The organism is Lysobacter sp., assembly GCA_013141175.1.
Taxonomy (GTDB): Bacteria; Pseudomonadota; Gammaproteobacteria; order Xanthomonadales; family Xanthomonadaceae; genus Lysobacter_I.
Genome location: JABFRN010000001.1, coordinates 1,679,506 through 1,696,601 on the forward strand (window position 1 = coordinate 1,679,506; position 17,096 = coordinate 1,696,601).

15 protein-coding genes are annotated in these 17,096 nt (G+C 62.9%); 4 read left to right on the top strand and 11 right to left on the bottom strand.

The features are described from left to right. Positions 1-36: 36 nt before the first annotated feature. Together tatB and tatC are read left to right on the top strand one after the other, a co-directional pair. Complete coding sequence (gene tatB, locus HOP03_07515) at positions 37-435, top strand: twin-arginine translocase subunit TatB (protein NOT88013.1); 399 nt, start codon at positions 37-39, stop codon at positions 433-435. Then, positions 422-1,171: a twin-arginine translocase subunit TatC gene (tatC, locus tag HOP03_07520; GenBank protein ID NOT88014.1), complete on the top strand. Its 750-nt coding sequence runs from the start codon at positions 422-424 to the stop codon at positions 1,169-1,171. The genes tatB and tatC overlap by 14 nt, the downstream gene beginning before the upstream one ends. Positions 1,172-1,904: 733 nt before the next feature. Here tatC and HOP03_07525 read toward each other — a convergent pair. Both HOP03_07525 and HOP03_07530 read right to left on the bottom strand, forming a co-directional pair. Then, positions 1,905-3,566 carry an MFS transporter gene (locus HOP03_07525; protein ID NOT88015.1) on the bottom strand — a complete coding sequence of 554 codons (1,662 nt, stop codon included), beginning with the start codon at positions 3,564-3,566 and terminating at the stop codon, positions 1,905-1,907. A gap of 50 nt (positions 3,567-3,616) precedes the next feature. After that, positions 3,617-4,978 (bottom strand): hypothetical protein, encoded by a 1,362-nt coding sequence (locus HOP03_07530; GenBank protein NOT88016.1) that lies wholly within the window; start codon positions 4,976-4,978, stop codon positions 3,617-3,619. Between the two features lie 156 nt (positions 4,979-5,134). On the opposite strand from HOP03_07530, the gene acs reads away from it, so the two are divergent. Both acs and HOP03_07540 read left to right on the top strand, forming a co-directional pair. Beyond that, positions 5,135-7,150, top strand: a complete 2,016-nt coding sequence (acs, locus tag HOP03_07535; protein ID NOT88017.1) for an acetate--CoA ligase — start codon at positions 5,135-5,137, stop codon at positions 7,148-7,150. Between the two features lie 88 nt (positions 7,151-7,238). After that, positions 7,239-7,904 (top strand): response regulator transcription factor, encoded by a 666-nt coding sequence (locus tag HOP03_07540; GenBank protein ID NOT88018.1) that lies wholly within the window; start codon positions 7,239-7,241, stop codon positions 7,902-7,904. Between the two features lie 33 nt (positions 7,905-7,937). Here the strand turns inward: HOP03_07540 and HOP03_07545 are convergent, their stop codons facing one another. The 9 genes from HOP03_07545 to HOP03_07585 all read right to left on the bottom strand — a co-directional run bounded on the left by HOP03_07545 (position 7,938) and on the right by HOP03_07585 (position 17,068). Beyond that, positions 7,938-8,138, bottom strand: a complete 201-nt coding sequence (locus HOP03_07545; GenBank protein NOT88019.1) for a CPXCG motif-containing cysteine-rich protein — start codon at positions 8,136-8,138, stop codon at positions 7,938-7,940. A gap of 7 nt (positions 8,139-8,145) precedes the next feature. Continuing rightward, on the bottom strand, positions 8,146-9,252 hold the full coding sequence (locus HOP03_07550) for a hypothetical protein (GenBank protein ID NOT88020.1): 1,107 nt from the start codon (positions 9,250-9,252) through the stop codon (positions 8,146-8,148). Positions 9,253-9,292: 40 nt separating this feature from the next. Beyond that, positions 9,293-9,664, bottom strand: a complete 372-nt coding sequence (locus HOP03_07555) for a phosphotyrosine protein phosphatase (GenBank protein NOT88021.1) — start codon at positions 9,662-9,664, stop codon at positions 9,293-9,295. Between the two features lie 101 nt (positions 9,665-9,765). Then, entirely contained in the window at positions 9,766-10,872 is a 1,107-nt protein-coding gene (locus HOP03_07560) for a hypothetical protein (GenBank protein NOT88022.1), read from the bottom strand. Positions 10,873-10,936: 64 nt separating this feature from the next. Next, on the bottom strand, positions 10,937-11,371 hold the full coding sequence (locus tag HOP03_07565) for a hypothetical protein (GenBank protein ID NOT88023.1): 435 nt from the start codon (positions 11,369-11,371) through the stop codon (positions 10,937-10,939). A 46-nt stretch (positions 11,372-11,417) separates the two neighbouring features. Next, complete coding sequence (locus HOP03_07570) at positions 11,418-11,603, bottom strand: hypothetical protein (protein NOT88024.1); 186 nt, start codon at positions 11,601-11,603, stop codon at positions 11,418-11,420. 15 nt (positions 11,604-11,618) lie between these two features. Beyond that, entirely contained in the window at positions 11,619-12,122 is a 504-nt protein-coding gene (locus tag HOP03_07575; protein ID NOT88025.1) for a hypothetical protein, read from the bottom strand. A gap of 340 nt (positions 12,123-12,462) precedes the next feature. Continuing rightward, a complete protein-coding gene (locus HOP03_07580; protein NOT88026.1) occupies positions 12,463-13,503 on the bottom strand; it encodes a DUF4917 family protein in 1,041 nt (346 codons plus the stop codon). Between the two features lie 112 nt (positions 13,504-13,615). Further along, the gene (locus HOP03_07585) at positions 13,616-17,068 is read right to left on the bottom strand and encodes a hybrid sensor histidine kinase/response regulator (GenBank protein ID NOT88027.1); all 3,453 of its coding nucleotides are present in this window, start codon (positions 17,066-17,068) and stop codon (positions 13,616-13,618) included. Positions 17,069-17,096: the final 28 nt, after the last annotated feature.

Genomic DNA, 17,096 nt, shown 5'->3' on the forward strand with positions numbered 1-17,096 from the left:
GCCGGCCCCGCGATGCGTCTCTCATTCACGCACATCATGTTCGACATCGGATTTTCCGAACTCTTCCTGATCGCGATCGTCGCCCTTGTGGTGCTCGGCCCCGAGCGCCTGCCCAAGGCCGCGCGCTTCGCCGGACTCTGGGTGCGCCGCGCGCGCGCGCAGTGGTATTCGGTGAAGAGCGAACTGGAGAACGAACTGGCCTCGGAAGAACTGAAGCGCACGCTGCGCGACACCCGCCAGGCAGTGGCCGACATCGACGCCGACATCCGCACGGCGCAGGCCGAAGCCCGTCGCGAATTCGACTCGATGCAGGCGCAGATCGAACACGACGCCACGGACGATCGCGCCGACAGCACCGCGCTGATCGACAGCGACGACAAGGCCATCATCGACGCCGTCGAAGCCACCGACGGGAGCAGCGATGTCCGACGTTGATCCGGATGCGTTCGAGGCCGCCGAGAGCGGGCTGTTCGCGCATCTCATCGAGCTGCGCGCACGGCTGATCCGCGCGCTCGCAGGATTGATGCTGGTGTTCGTGTGCCTGCTGCCGTTCGCGAACACGCTTTACGGCTGGTTTGCGCAACCCTTGCTCGACAAGCTGCCGAAGGGCGGCCAGCTGATCGCGGTGGAGGTCGCATCTCCGTTCTTCGCGCCACTGAAACTGGCGTTCTTCGTCGCCGTGTTCGCGGTGATGCCGTGGCTGCTCTACCAGGCATGGGCTTTCGTCGCGCCGGGCCTGTACAAGCGCGAGAAAAAGCTGGCGCTGCCGCTGCTGGCGTCGGCGCTGCTGCTGTTCTACAGCGGCTGCGCGTTCGCGTTCTTCGTGGTGCTGCCGTCGGTATTCGGTTTCCTGGCCAAGGTCACGCCCGAGGGCGTGGCGATGATGACCGACATCAACGCCTATCTCGATTTCGTGCTGGTGATCTTCCTCGCCTTCGGCACCAGCTTCGAGCTGCCGGTGGCCCTGGTCATTCTGGTGCTGTTGGGCTGGGTCACGCCGAAGCAGCTGTCGGAATGGCGCGGCTATGCCATCGTCGGCATTTTCATCGTCGCTGCGGTGATCACGCCGCCGGATGTGATTTCGCAGCTGTTGCTGGCGATCCCGATGTGCCTGCTGTACGAGGCGGGGATCGTTGCGGCGAAGCTGGTGGGGCGGAAGTCGGAGGGTTGACTGGGTTGTGGGTCGGCGCCCTCTAGAAGTTCTCGTCGCGCTGTGGATGTTTGGTGATCATGGTGTGTGGGTAAGGCCTGGCACCTTTTTCGCGCTGGTGCGCGAGTTACTTTCTTTGGCGCAAAGAAAGTAACCAAAGAAAGCACTTCAAGTCCAGACCTAAACTGCCATCTGAGGCGAAGCCGGGATTTTTCGATGAGACATCCTTGTCTCATCGAAAAACGGCGCACATCCTGTGCGCCGCCCTCCGGGTCTGCAATCTAATCAGACTACACCGTAGTTTGGGCATCGGTGGGACGATGTAGATTGCTGGAATTTCGGCAACGCGTGAATGACTTCATGGCATGCCGCAACTGTATTCCTTGAAAGGTCAGGCTAGCGATATAGCTATTGCTTGAATGCCAATAGAGGGTAACGTCCCGATGATCTTGCAGACGCGGCATGCTATCCCCTGATTGGAGACCCGGAGGGCGATGCACAGGATGTGCATCGTTTTTCGATGAGACAAGGATGTCTCATCGAAAAATCCCGGCTTCACTTCAGATCGTAGTTTTGAATTGGACTTGTAATGTTTTCTTTGGTGACTTTCTTTGCGCCAAAGAAAGTCACTCGCGCACCAGCGCGAAAAAGGCGCCAGGCCTTACCCACAAACCATTTTCCGAATCTCAAACAAAGACGCCGGCTTTCGCCGGCGTCTTGTTTCAAAGCCAACAGCTCGCGGCTAAAGCCGCTCCTACTGGGTAATATCCACGTCCTTCGTCTCGCGCAGGAACAGCGAACCGATCACCAGCGTCATCAGCGCAACGCCGATCGGATACCACAGCCCGCTGAAGATATTGCCGGTCGCCGCCACGATGGTGAAGGAGATGAACGGCAGGAACCCGCCGAACCAACCGTTGCCGATGTGGTACGGCAGCGACATCGAGGTGTAGCGGATGCGGGTCGGGAACAACTCGACCAGCCACGCCGCGATCGGACCATAGACCATCGTCACCAGCAGCACCAGATAAGCGAGCAACGCGATGACCATCGGCTTGTTGATCTGCGCATCGTCGGCCTTGGCCGGATAACCCGCGGCGGTCAAGGTGTCGCCGAGCTTCTTGGTGAACTCGTCGGCCTTGGCCTTGAACGCATCCTTGTCCAGCGCTTCGCCTTCGAAGCTCTGCACCGTGGTCGCGCCGATGGTGACGCTGGCGACCGTGCCTGCCGGCGCCGATTCGATGGTGTACGGAATACCTTTCTTCGCCAGGCCCGACGCGATGATGTCGCAGGACTGCTTGAAGGTCTTCTTGCCCACGGGATCGAACTGCAGCGCGCAGCGGTCGCGATCGGCCAGCACTTTCGCCGGCGAGGTGGCGACCGCCGCTTCCAGCGCCGGATTGGCGTTGTGCATCAGCGCCTTGAACACCGGGAAGTAGGTCAGTGCGGCCAACAGGCAACCGGCCATGATGATCTTCTTGCGGCCGATCTTGTCGGACAACCAGCCGAACAGGATGAAGCCGCCGGTGGCGAGCGCCAACGAAATGGCGATCAGGATATCGGCGGTGTTCGGGTCGACGCTCAGGGTCTTGGTCATGAAGAACAGCGCGTAGAACTGGCCCGTGTACCAGACCACCGCTTGACCGGCGGTGGCGCCGAGCAGCGCGAGCAGCGCGATCTTGCCGTTCTTGGAGAGGAAGCTCTCGGTGAGCGGCGCTTTCGAGGTCTTGCCCTCGGCCTTCATCTGCTGGAACAGCGGCGATTCGTTGAGCTGCATGCGGATCCACACCGACACGCCCAGCAGCACCACCGACACGATGAACGGAATGCGCCAGCCCCAGGCTTCGAAAATATCCTTGCCCAGGTAGTTGCGGCACAGCCAGATCACCAGCAGCGACATGAACAGGCCGAGCGTCGCCGTGGTCTGGATGAAGCTGGTGTACAGACCGCGTTTGCCCGGAGGCGCGTGTTCGGCGACGTAGGTCGCGGCACCGCCGTATTCGCCGCCGAGCGCGAGGCCCTGCAACAGACGCAGCGTGATCAGGATGATCGGCGCGAGGATGCCGATGGTCGCGTAACCGGGCAGGACACCGACCAGGAACGTCGACAGGCCCATGATGACGATCGTGATCAGGAACGTGTACTTGCGCCCGATCATGTCGCCCAGGCGACCGAAGAACAGCGCGCCGAACGGACGCACCGCGAAACCGGCCGCGAACGCCAACAGCGCGAAGATGAACTGGCTGGTGTCGTTGAGGCCACTGAAGAAATGCTTGCCGATATGGACCGCGAGCGATCCGTAAAGATAGAAGTCGTACCACTCGAAGACGGTGCCGAGACTCGACGCGAAGATGACCTTCTTGTGCTCCCGGGTCATCCCGCCGCTCACGGGGACAGTTGCTGTAGTGCTGGACATGATCTGTTACCTCTTCAGAATTGGATCGTGCTTATCCGACGCTGCAGCCGTCAGAAGCTGTATTTGACGTGCGTGTGGAAGCGGCGCAGATCGCCTTCGAGATCGTTTTCGAGCGAGCGCTGGCCCCAGATCAGTTCCGCGCCGACGTCGAGCTTCGGCAACGGCGAATAGATCAGGTTGGCGTGCATCGACTGCGCGCGCTCGGTGGCGGCCAGGCCGGTGAGGGCGACGTTGTTGTCGAAGTGCGCGGCGGAATAGAACAGGTTGCCGCGCAGCTTCGGCGAGAACGCATGCCGCCAGGCGACGAAGCCGCCGTAGCCGTCGATCGTTTCCAGATTGCCGCCCGCATCGAGCACGGTGTCGGCGCCCAGCCCGAAGGCCATGTAGCGGCCGATGCCCTGGCCGGCGTTGACCGCATAACGCAGGTCGTTGCTGGCGCCGAGGTTGAACTTGCCCGACACGCTGACCGACGCGCCGGTCGTGGTCTCGTTCAGACGCTTGAACTGGCGCACCAGGCCAGCGGCACTGAAGTGGCCCCAATCGCCTTTCTTCTGCCAGCGCGCGGTGACATCAGGCAGCACGTTGTCGCCCGAATTGGCGCGCGTGGCGCCACCGAGGAACGGCGTGACCGTGGTCTGCGGATTCTCCATCGAGAACGACCACGGGCCCTTGGTGTAGCGCAACTGCGCCTGGCGGACGAACACGGTACCTTCGGTCGGGCCGACGAAGTCGACGCTGTCGGGCAGCGCGGCGACATCCATGAAGTTCGACCAGGTCTGGCCGGCGAGCCACTGCGCGCCGTTGGGCCGGGTCAGGCTGACGTAGGCCTGGCGGAGCGAAACGGCATAGGTGTTGGTCGCGGTTTCGTTGCCGACCAGCGCGTTGCTGCCGCCACCGAACATGTCGGCTTCGATGTAACCCTTGATCTTGTCGCCGTCGCTCGTGGCGTGATCGGCGCTGAACCAGAAACGCGAGAACTGCCCGTGGAAATCGGTGTAGGCATCGCCGCCATCGGAGCCGGCGGGACCGACCGGAATCGCGGCGGGAAGATAGAACAGGCGACCGGCAGTGCCATCGGCGATGCGGCCATCGCTGGTGTCGGTCACCATCGAATCGAGCTTGATGAAACCGCCGTACGAGAACGTGGTGCCCGGATTGGCGGCGGTGAGGATCGGCGTGCTCTGGATCTTCGGCTTGCCGTCGTCGGCGGGTTTCGCCGCAGGCGCGGCTGCGATCGGCGCCTGTTGTTGCTGCGTGACCAGTTGCTGCACGATCTTTTCGAGTTCCGCGACGCGGGCTTCAAGTGCTTGTTCTTTCGGTGTAGCGGCCTGCGCCAGCGCCAGGCCGGGCGCCATGAGGCACACCAGCAGCGATAACGTCAGCGGTCGCCGCAGTTGCGATCGTTTGTTCATGATGGGCCCCTCCCGAGGGCGCGTACGGATGCACGGTGAGCGCAGCCTGTGCGCCGTCGCCGGTTCCGCATATTCGCCATTGGTCGAACCTCCCGGCATTTTCAGGGGTTTTTCGACCATGGTCTAAGCACGTTGCTGCACTGCAAAACGCCGCGCATGCGGCACACTGTGACCACTGCGGATCCCATACCAACCGCGGAGGAACGCCTCATGTCGCAGAACGACAACGCCCAGTCCATCTATCCGGTGCCCGCCGATTTCGCCGCCGCATCGCGCATCCGACGCGAAGATTACGAACGCGATTACGCCGCATCCATCGCCGACCCGGACGCCTATTGGGGCAAGATCGCGCAGCGCCTCGACTGGTTCAAGGCACCCACGCAGATCAAGGACGTGAGCTTCCATGTCGAAGACTTCCACATCCATTGGTACGCCGACGGCGAACTCAACGCCAGCGTCAACTGCCTCGATCGCCATCTCGCGACGCGCGGCGACAAGACCGCGCTGATCTTCGAACCGGACGATCCGGCGACACCGTCGCAGCGCATCAGTTATCGCGAACTCTACGAACGCGTGTGCAAGCTCGGCAATGCACTGCGCCATCTCGGCGTGAAGAAGGGCGATCGAGTCACCATCTATCTGCCGATGATTCCCGACGCCGTGGTCGCGATGCAGGCCTGCGCGCGGATCGGCGCGATCCACTCGGTGGTGTTCGGCGGATTCTCGCCGCAGTCCATCGCCGATCGCATCGCCGACTGCGGCACCAGGGTCGTGATCACCGCCGACGAAGGCCTGCGCGGCGGCAAGAGCGTGCCGCTGAAGGAAAACGTCAATGCCGCGCTGAAGATGCCCGGCACCGATTCGGTCGAAACCGTTCTGGTGATCCGCCACACCGGTGGCGCGATCGGCATGCAGATGCCGCGCGACCGCTGGTACGACGCGGTGGTGGACGATCAGCCCGCCAGCTGCGAACCCGAACGCATGAATGCGGAAGATCCGCTGTTCATCCTCTACACCTCGGGCAGCACCGGCAAGCCGAAAGGCGTGCTGCACTCCACCGGCGGCTATCTGGTGTGGGCCAGCTACACCCACGAATGCGTGTTCGATCTGCGCGAAGACGACATCTACTGGTGTACCGCCGACGTCGGCTGGGTCACCGGCCACAGCTACATCGCCTACGGTCCGCTCGCCAACGGCGCCACCGCGGTCGTGTTCGAGGGCGTACCGAATTACCCGACGGTCTCGCGCTTCTGGGAAGTCGTCGACAAGCACCAGGTCACGATCTTCTACACCGCACCGACCGCGATCCGCGCGCTGATGCGCGAAGGCGAGGCGCCGGTGAAGAGGACCTCGCGCGCGTCCATCCGCGTGCTGGGCTCGGTCGGCGAACCGATCAATCCCGAAGCCTGGCGCTGGTACTACGACGTGGTCGGCGAAGGTCGCTGTCCGATCGTCGATACCTGGTGGCAGACCGAAACCGGCGGCGTCCTGATTTCGCCGCTGCCCGGCGCGACCGATCTGAAACCCGGCTCGGCCAGCAAACCGTTCTTCGGCGTGCAGCCCGCGCTGGTCGACGCCAACGGCGCGCTGCTCGACGGCGCGACGGAGGGCAATCTCGTGCTGCTCGATTCGTGGCCGGGCCAGATGCGCACGGTCTACGGCGACCACCCGCGTTTCATCGATACCTACTTCAAGACCTATCCGGGCATGTACTTCACCGGCGACGGCTGTCGCCGCGACGAGGACGGCTATTACTGGATCACCGGCCGCGTCGACGACGTGATCAACGTCAGCGGCCACCGGATCGGCACCGCCGAAGTCGAAAGTGCGCTGGTCTCGCATCCGAAGGTCGCCGAAGCGGCGGTGGTCGGCTTCACCCACGACATCAAGGGCCAGGGCATCTACGCCTACGTCACCCTCGTCGCGGGGGAAGCGCCCAGCGAAGAGCTGCGCAAGGCGCTGGTGGCGCACGTGCGCAAGCAGATCGGGCCGATCGCCACACCGGACTTCCTGCAGTGGGCGCCCGGTCTGCCGAAGACCCGCTCCGGCAAGATCATGCGCCGCATCCTGCGCAAGATCGCCGAAAACGCGCCCGACCAGCTGGGCGACACCTCGACCCTGGCCGATCCTTCGGTCGTCAAGTCGCTGGTCGACGAACGGCTGGTGAAGTGAGCACACCGCCATGAACCGGCCGCCACCATTGGTGACGGCCGCCGGTCTGCGTTACCTTGGGCGGGACGCCATCGCACGGCCACCGCTTATGCCTACTGTTCTCGTCGCCGACGACCACCCGCTGTTCCGCGAAGCGCTGCGCAACGCGGTGGCGCGCGCGCTGCCCGACGCGATCCTGCGCGAGGCCGACAGCGTGGACGCGCTGTATGCGCTGATCGAACGCGAGCCCGACGCCGATCTGCTGCTGCTCGATCTCAACATGCCCGGTGCGCACGGCTTCAGCGCGCTGGTGCACCTGCGCGCGCACTTCCCGCAGCTGCCGATCATGGTGGTGTCCGCGCGCGAAGAGCCTGCGGTGATGCGCCGCGCGCTGGATCATGGCGCGGTCGGCTTCCTGCCGAAATCCGCCGATGCCGCGACCCTCGGCGAAGCCATCGACGCGGTGCTCTCCGGCGACCGCTGGGCGCCAGCGTCCGCATTGAAGGCGCCCGCCGCCGGCGCGGAAGAACACGATGCCGCGCAGCGCGTCCGCGACCTCACCCCACAGCAGTTCCGCGTGCTGCAGATGCTGGGCGATGGCCTGCTCAACAAACAGATCGCCTACGAGCTCGGCGTTTCCGAAGCCACGATCAAGGCGCACATGACCGCGATCCTGCGCAAACTCGGCGCCAACAACCGCACCCAGGCGGTGCTGATCGCCGGCAAGCTCGCGATCGATCCCGAAGCGGTGATGCCGCCGCCGGAAGAAGACTGACGGCCGGCGGTCCGGCGCTCGGCCATCCTGCGCTCAGTCGTCTTCCGAACGCGCATCCACGCTCAGCACTTCACCGTCTTCGGCGACGACGGTGAACACGATCGGCCGGCAGCACACGCTGCAGTCCTCGACATACTGTTGATGATCCACCGAGCCGTCGACGACGATCTCGATGTCTTCGCCGCAATACGGGCATTGCGTGAACGCGGTGTCGGTGTAGTGCTTAGCTGTCATGCTCTTCTCAACGATCGATTTTTGTTGCCGCATGGTTTATGCCCTCGACGATCGACAGTTTTCGGCACAGGTCATCGATCAGCGTATTGATCGTTCTGTCCGGAAGCTGTCCCTCGATGGTCATCACGATGCTGGTCATATCCTCGATGTAGCGCACGGTAACGCCTTCGACAGAAATACGGTGCACGTTGAATTCCTCATCTCTGCTTTTGATCGGCGTGTGCGGCACGGGCGGACTGTAAAGCTCGGCAATCCTTTCGGGTTCGGCGCTTGGGCCAAGCTCCGTTGCGAGCGACAGCTTGGACTCTTCCCACTCCTTCATCCAACCCACGCTTCTGTTCCAGAGCATTTGGCGGATTTCCCACAAGGCGTTACAGCGAGCCTCTTCGCACGCGAATTTCCAACGCTGCCATTGCCGTCGCGCGACATGTGTCCAGACACCTGTATCCAGACACAGTTTCCAAGTATCCAGATTCTCGACCAGGATCAGCGCAACATCGTGATGGACCGTCCCTCCGGTGATGCAGATGTGTTTCCCATCCGCATCCAATTCTGCGACATGTCCATGCAGCCATGGTGGCATGTCCCCGGATGTCGGCAGGCTCCGGAAGCGGTAAGTCATTGTGTCCAGGATGCGTATCGCATCGATCTTTTCCAGTCGTTCCTGCTGATATCCCAGTCTGCCGATCACATAGATGTCGGTGCCGACCAGCGTCGCACTGTGGAAATCCGTGGGTGGGAACACCTCTGTGGGATAGCCATAGATCGACACGTTACCCGACGCGTCGACGACCACGACATCATTGTAGATATGGAAATCCGGATCGTAGTAATCCTCGTGCTCTCCGCCGATATGGATCTTGCGGCCGTCCGGCATCAACGTGATGGACTGACCGTAGCGGTCAAAGCACCATGTCGGCCCGTTTTCGAACGCACTGCCTGCACCGTATCGATCAACGGCTTCGTAAGCGCTGATTTTCGATCTCACCAGCCAGGTCCAAACCGGATTATCCATCCTGGTGGGATTCCCGGAACCAGAGCGGGGCGCTCTCCACTCATCGAATTCGGCGCGGGAAGCGGGAAGTGACGACTCTGAGTCTGTGGTGTCGTTCATTGTTCCAATCCATCGATCGATCATGCTTTGCGAAGATGCGCTACGCGAACAGCATCGGCTCCACCGTCTGCTCCAGCATGTCGATCAACTCCGGATCCATGTACTTGTACTCGTCCGGGATATCGAGCACGTGGATCGGGGTGTGCGCGATCAACTGCGCGTAGTCGGCGACGATGCGCTCGCGGTGTTTGTCTTCCATCACCATGATCACGTCCGCCCAGTCGATGTCCACATGCGAGATGCGGTGTCTTGCGCTGAGACTGGTGCCGGCCGAGCGGGCAATGATCACCGGATGTCCCTTGAACATGCGCTCTGCGGTGGGGCTGCGCCATTGGTTGCGGCTGCAGACGAACAGCACGTTCACGTGTTCGCGATCGACGGGCTTGTGTTCGGGCACGACCGGAAACTCCATACCGAATTGATTCGCAGGCGACCAGTCCATGGATGGTCGGTCCACAGAAGCGGAGACGCCCGATTCGCGCCGGGCGTGCACGCTTTGCAACGGAACTTGGTTCAGGCGGTCATCGAAACCGGTTTGCGCGGTTCCTGCTCGGGCGCCGCCGCAAGCTGGTTCCGCGCATCGATCGCATTGTTGGCCGCGACTTCGACCGGCGTTTCGCGGGCCTGATTCTCGCTGACCCTGGCGTGATTCGGACCGAGCGGGCCGTTGTTGCCGTCGAACACGAACAGATTGCGGTCCGGATTGCCGTTGGCATCGTTCACCGGTTTGCCGACTTCGATATTGGTCACGCCGGTCAGGCGCTCGCGGGTCGCGGCGGCGTAGAGATTCGCGGCCATCGCATCGCCTTCCAGACCTTTGGCCTGCATCGCGGTCACCACCTGGCCGTACATCGGGTCCTGGCGCATCCGGTCGACATTCGGCGCCGCGTCCGCAGCGGCCAACATGGTGCCCTGCTGCCCCGGCGTCACCGGTGCGGCGTTGTAGCTGAGGGTGGGTGCCACCACGCCGGGCGTGCCGAGGTTCGGCCCGAGCACTTCGTTCGGCGCAAGTCCGTGCTGTCCTTTGACGACGCGGTCGCTCCATTCCAGGCTGCCGTTGCGGTCCACCACCACCAGCTTGCCCTGATTCAAGGACTGCTCGACCAGATTGGCCAGCTGTTCGGGCGTGGCGTTCCTGTTGGCGGCGCCGATCGAGCGCCCCACCTCGTTGTTGTACAGATCCATCGCTTCGCGATTGGCGGTGTTGCCGGGCAGACCTTCGTGCGCGGTCGCGAAGGCCTTGGTCCATTGCTCGCCGTACTGCTGCGTCATCAACGCATTCCAGTAGGCGTGACGGAACGCGTCGCGATGCCCATCGTTGCCCTGCCATTCGCGCGCGCGATCCGGGGGAATGTTGTCGGGAAGCGGGTTGTTCGGGAAACGCTTGTCGCCTTCGCTGAAGGCGCGGTCCTTGATGCCGCTGAAATCCTGCAGGCCGACCAGGCCGCGACTGAAGGTCAATTCGTCGAGCAGTGCGCCTTCGGTCTTCGTCACCTTGACCGCGTTGGTGAACGGAATATCGATCGCGCCGAACGCACGCGGGTGATAGTCGATCATCGTGTCGTCGGCGACCTGATACTGGGTGCGGACACTGGTGAGATCGGGCCGTTCGTTCGCCATCGGAGACTCCTTACGCGGTCGTGTTGTTCAGTCGTTTGATTCAATCTTGTGTCGGGCGCGACGCTTATCGGCGTCCCCAGCGATGGGACGCGACCTTCCCATCCTGGTAGGTGATCTCGAAGAACTCCTCGTCGATGCCATAGCGCGCGACGCCGAGCTCGTAGAGATCGGTCGCGGCTGCCGCATCGCGGATATCGGGTTCGCCAAGCAGCGCGATCACTTCGTCGCGCGGCATCCCCACCTGCACGGCTTTCTCCGCCGACGCCAGCATCGGGCCGCGCTGGTTCTGTTGGGCAGCGACACCGCGTTGGGATTTCCAGGCGGCAGTATCGAAATTGGAAGTGGTTTGCATGGCACAGGCCGATAGGGAAAGAAGGAGGACGATCGCGAAGCCCCGCGCGCAGGCGCGCAGGCGCAGGAAACGGTACGGGAGCGGGACACCCTGAACGGATGTCCGGGATGCCGCACGGATGGGGACGCCATCGAGACGATCGGGCACGTGCATTTCCATTGGACGGGATGACTGCCTTGAACAGGGCGTGAGTTCAACCGGAAACGAACTTACCACGGAAATACGGCCAATTCATGAACTGGCGAGTGTCGGAACCGTGCGGAAACACCGTGCCGGAGACGACCACCGGAATTGCGCCAATGGGATCCGCGCGACGTTTGATCTCCGGCCCGAACATTCTGGATGCCGTCGCCGCGCGCGCGCAGGCGGTTTCGTTCAAACCTCTTTGGCCGGATCAATGACGCTTCTTGAAGAATCCGCCGCGATAGCCCCGGGCACGCTGGATCGCCCACATGGGCACCACGATCGCGTTGATCAACGCGACACCGACGAACACGAGGATGGCGGGCATGAACCAGGCCGTCTCTTCCCACTCGGGATGCACACCGAACATCTGTCGCGCCAACACCGCCAGCAGCCAAGGCCACGCCATCAGCAGCGGCAGGGCGACGTAGGCTTTCAGATAGGTCACGAGAATGTCGGGAAGATGCAGCGGCAGCTTCGCATCCATCGCGAAGGTGTCCGTCCGCGACGCATGCCCGACCATCGCGAGCGCGATGTCCGATGGCGATGCGGCGAGGCGTTCCCGATCGAAATCGGTGGTCGCGGTCAGACGATGCCGGGACAAGGGAACAATGGGCAGATAGAACGCCGTGAACCACCGCGTCGCCGTCGAAGGCGCATCCGGGGCATGACGCCACCCGTAGAACATCGTGCCCCAGCCGTTGACGGTGCTCATCGTTTTTTTCCGGATCAATATGATCCGCAAGAATTCCGCAAAGCGAAGGCACGAGTCAAGCCGCCACGTGTTTATGGCTCTCGTTGCCGCCAGCGACGCTTTCCGTAGGATGGGTGGAGCGCAGCGATCCCGATCATCGAACGAACCACGACGTTTGTGAAATTCAGAGCGCTCATTTTCGCCCATGCGCTCCACGGTTCCGAGTAGCCCGGGTGCGCGCATCGCGCGTACCCGGGGCCAAGCGATGCATGACTCTCGGAAGATCCCGGGTGCGGCCTTTGGCCTTACCCGGGCTACGCCACTCCTCACTAGACTCCAACGGGGATCTTCATTCCGCCGCTCAACCCCACACTCTTGCCGACTGTGCGTCGTAGAAGTGCACTTCCAATTCTTGTGCGCGTTTTCTGCCACTAGTTCGCGTCGCCCTAGCTTGAGCAATCTTGCGCGCACGTGCAATCATTTCGGCGTTGTGCTGCGCGTTAGGGTCTCCGTAGACGCCAACAAACAGTCTTCCGATTTTCCCAATTTCAAGCATTCGGATTACATGTTCATCGTTCGGCGCAAAGGATAGACCATACACAAACATTGATCCGGTGACCTTCGGCATGCTCGCTAGACCACGATGAAGGTAACCGCTATGTTTTATTCGCTCTAGTTTCTCTCGTGATGTGCCTTCAGACACAAAGAGCGGGTATTTAGATTCCGCGAGAGCAGAACGAATCTGCTCCTTAAGCCTCACCCCCGTATTCTTCCATGTGTACTTCTGTAACTCAGCGCCAGCATCGAACAGGTGAAGCGCTCCATGGAGGTAGTAGATCTTTTGATCATGGCTGTTTTCGACCTCCCACGTGACGTATTCCTCTGGACCCGTATCAGGATGACGGAAACCATCGTCGCAATTTAGGAGAGGCTCGATCTCTTCCTGCATGTATGCCCAGTAGAGGAGGAGGTCGTAATTGAGCGTGTAAACACGTTCAAAGTTCTCTAAAAAGCACTTACATGCATGATATGCGTCGGAATCAATTTCTCCCGGCCAGTTAGGGTGACTGCCTGCAATAGCCGCTACCAGAACTTCCCGGAGCTTTATTGAATCCTCTCGGAGAGTCGCCGCGAGTGCAGCGCTTGCCGATGAATAGGTTTCGAGAATTGTGGCTGCTGAATTGAGCGCCCTGATAACGATCTCGAAATCTGTGGTGCCTAGAGCGTCAAATGCCTTTCGGCAGTGTGGCGATAGACCAGCAAAGTCGGCTCGGTCAAAGAGGGCTGCGTACGAAAAGATGTCATTCCGACACGCGCGGCTGAACCCATTTCCCAGCAGCGCATGCATTTTTCCTGATTCTTTGGCAATGGACAAGCATTGATCGAATGTCCGGAGTGCAATGGTCATTGAATTCGAGCCCTAACTACGGATGTCGCCACATTTGGGCATATCAGCAGCCTGCACGTCTAGAAAAAACCCGTCAAAAACAGCAAACCTGCAACATCTAACAGCCTCATCCCCACGCCCCCAACCAAGCCCTTAACGACGCCGGCTTCACCGGCTTGGTCAACACCGCGCATCCGTATTCGCGCGCGGCATGTTTCAGCGTGTCGCTGCCATCGCCGGTCAACAATGCAGCGGGCAGATCGCGCTTCGCGCGTCGACGCAGTTCGGCGATCACGCCGAGGCCGTCGAGCCGGTCGTGCAGGTGGTAATCGACGAGGGCGACATCCGGTAGCGATTCGGGATCGCTGCTGTCGATATGCGCCAGCGCTTCGTCGACGGTCGCGGCGGTGAGTGCGATCGCTTTCCAGCGGCCGAGCAGGGCGCGCATGCCGTCGAGGATTTCCGGGTCGTTGTCGACGCAGAGCACGCGCAGGCCGGCGAGCGCGTCGGAAGCCGGCACGATCTCGCGCAGCACCGGTTGCCGGGTGACGACGCCGACCGGTACGCGGATCGAGAACACGCTGCCGCTGCCCACGCGCGAGTTCACGCGCAGCGGATGATCGAGCGTGCGCGCGATGCGCTGGCAGATGGAAAGACCGAGGCCCAGGCCGCGTTCGCCACCGACGCCGGGTTGGTCGAAACGACGGAATTCCTCGAAGATCTGGGTCAGATGATGTTCGGGAATGCCGGGGCCGGTGTCCCACACCTGGCATTCGATCTGTTCCCCGCGACGACGCAGACCGAGCAGCACGCCGCCCTCGCGGGTGTAGCGCAAGGCGTTGGCGAGGAAGTTCTGCAGTGCGCGGCGCAGCAGACGACGGTCGCTGCGCACGAATACATCCGTGCCCGCGTGCACGCGCAGCGCGAGACCGCGACCGGCGGCACTGGGTGCGTACTGCGCGGCGAGTTCCTGCAGCAGTTCGGCGGCGTCGAAATGGGTGAGCTCGGGCTGCAGCGCACCGGCATCGAGCCGCGATACGTCGAGCAGGCCGTCGAGCAGATCCTCGGCCGCGCGCAGTGCGGTGTCGACGCGTTCGGCCAGGTGCGTGCGCTCGTCGTTGTCGGTGGTTTCGCGCAGCGCCGATGCGAACAGGCGCGCGGCGTTCAACGGCTGCAGCACGTCATGACTCACCGCCGCGAGGAAGCGCGTCTTCGACTGCTGCGCGGCCTCGGCCTCGCGGGTGCGCAGTTCGACGCGATGTTCCAGGGTTTCGTTGATATCGCGCAGCGCCTGCTCGGCGCGCTTGTAGTCGGTGATGTCGCTGAAGCTGGTGACGTAACCGCCGCCCGGCAGCGGCTGTCCACGCATTTCGATCACCTGTCCGTTGCCGCGCACGCGTTGATACACGTACGGCTGGCCCACGCGCAGATGCTCCAGGCGGCGGCGCACCTGCTCTTCGATATCGTCGATGATGGCCGGATCGGCGACGCTCAATTCCGCACGTTCGGCATTCCAGCGGATCAGTTCGGCGATCGGCCGTCCGACGTAGAGCATGCCGTCCGGATAGCCGAGCATGTCCTGGTATCGACGGTTCCATGCGATGAGACACATGTCGGCATCGACCACGCTCACGCCCTGGCTGATGTTCTCCAGCGTGGTCGACAGCACCTGACGGTTGAAGCGCAGTTCCTGACTGGCTTCGTCGAGCAGCGACACCACTTCGCCCAGCTCCATGCCGGAGCCGCGCAGCGCGCTGGTGAGCGTGAGCCGCGCCGACGCCGCGCCGATCGCGGACGCCAGCTGCCGTTCGGTGAACTGCATCAGCGCGCGGTCGGCGAGTTGTTCCGGTTGCCATTGACGCCCTTGGCTCAGCGCGTATTCGTCGAAAGCGCGGCGCGCGTGACGCTCGCCGAGGATGCGTTCGGCCAAGGCCAGCAGGTCGCCGCTGCGGATGCTGCCGGCCCACCCGCCGGGACCCAGCGGCGAGCGCTGCGCGTAGGGGTCGAGATAGGTCGCGGCCAGCAATTGTTCCTGCAAGCGCGGCCGACGCTGCGCCGAGACCAGGAACAGCGCGCCGACATTGAACAGCAGCGACCAGAACACGCCGTGGGTGAGCGGATCCCAGCCGGTCAAGCCGAACAACTGTCGCGGGCGCAGCCATGCGATGCCGAGCGGACCGTGTTCGATCCAGTCGCTGCCGACCACGCCGCTCTGCGCCAGCGCCGGCAACAGCAGCGTGTACGCCCAGGTCAGCGCACCGAGCAGCAATCCGGCGAACGCACCGGCACGGCTGGCGCCACGCCAGTACAGGCCACCGATCAATGCCGGCGCGAATTGCGCCACCGCCGCGAACGCGAGCAGACCATGCTGCGCAAGACTGTCGCCCGCCGCCGCGCTGCGGTGATAACCATAGGCCATCAGCGCCAGCGCGAGGATCGTGACGCGTCGCACCCACAGCACTTGCCGATCGATGCCGCCGCCTTCGGACAGCACGCCGTTGCGCAGCAGCAGCGGCATCACCAGATCGTTGCTGACCATCGTCGAGAGCGCGACGCTGGACACGATCACCATGCCGGTCGCCGCGGAAAATCCGCCGATGTAGGCCAGCAGCGCCAGCGCTTCCTGATCCAGCGCCAGCGGCAGCGCGAGCACATAGGTGTCGGGCGATACGCCGCTGCCGGACAACAGCGACTGTCCCGCCAGCGTGATCGGCACGACGAACAGACTGAAGATCACGAGATAACCGCCGAACAGCCAGCGCGCCGGGCGGATATCGGCGGAATCCTGGCACTCCACCACCGCAACGTGGAACTGGCGCGGCAGGCAGATGATCGCGGCGAACGCGATCAATGTCTGGGCGATGAAGCCGGTGGGCAATCCCGGTGCGGTCACCACGCGCGCGGCTTCGGCGACGCGCACGCCCAGCGGCGCATCGCCGGGCAGATGCAACAGCGCGAAGAGGCCGATCGCGACGAACGCGAGCAGTTTCACCAGCGATTCCAGCGCCACCGCCAGCACCATGCCGCGATGATGCTCGGTGGCGTCGATCTGGCGCGTGCCGAACAGGATCGCGAACACCGCGAGCAACAGCGCGACATACAGCGCGGGATCGGCGAACAGCGCGTCGTCGCTGCCCGGCGCCAGCACTTCGACGCTCATCGCCACCGCCTTGAACTGCAGCGCGACGTACGGCACCGCAGCGATCAGCGCCACTGCCGCAACCAGCGCCGCGAGGCCGGGCGCGCGCCCGTAGCGCGACGACAGGAAATCGGCGATCGACACGATGCGGTGTTCGCCGGAAATCAATGCGAGGCGTTCGAGAATGCGCCAGCCGAACATCAGCATCAGCAACGGGCCGAGATAGATCGGCAGGAAGCCCAGCCCGGTGCGCGCGGCGGTACCGACCGCGCCGTAGAACGTCCACGACGAGCAGTACACCGCCAGCGCCAGCGAATAGATCAGCGGGCGCGCCCAGCGCCAACGCGGCACGGCGCCGCGCAGGTCGCCCAGATACGCCACCGCGAACAGCACGCCCACATAGCCCAGCGACACCAGCAGCAGTACCCAGCCTGGAATCATGCGCGCCTCAAGAAACAGCAATCCGGCG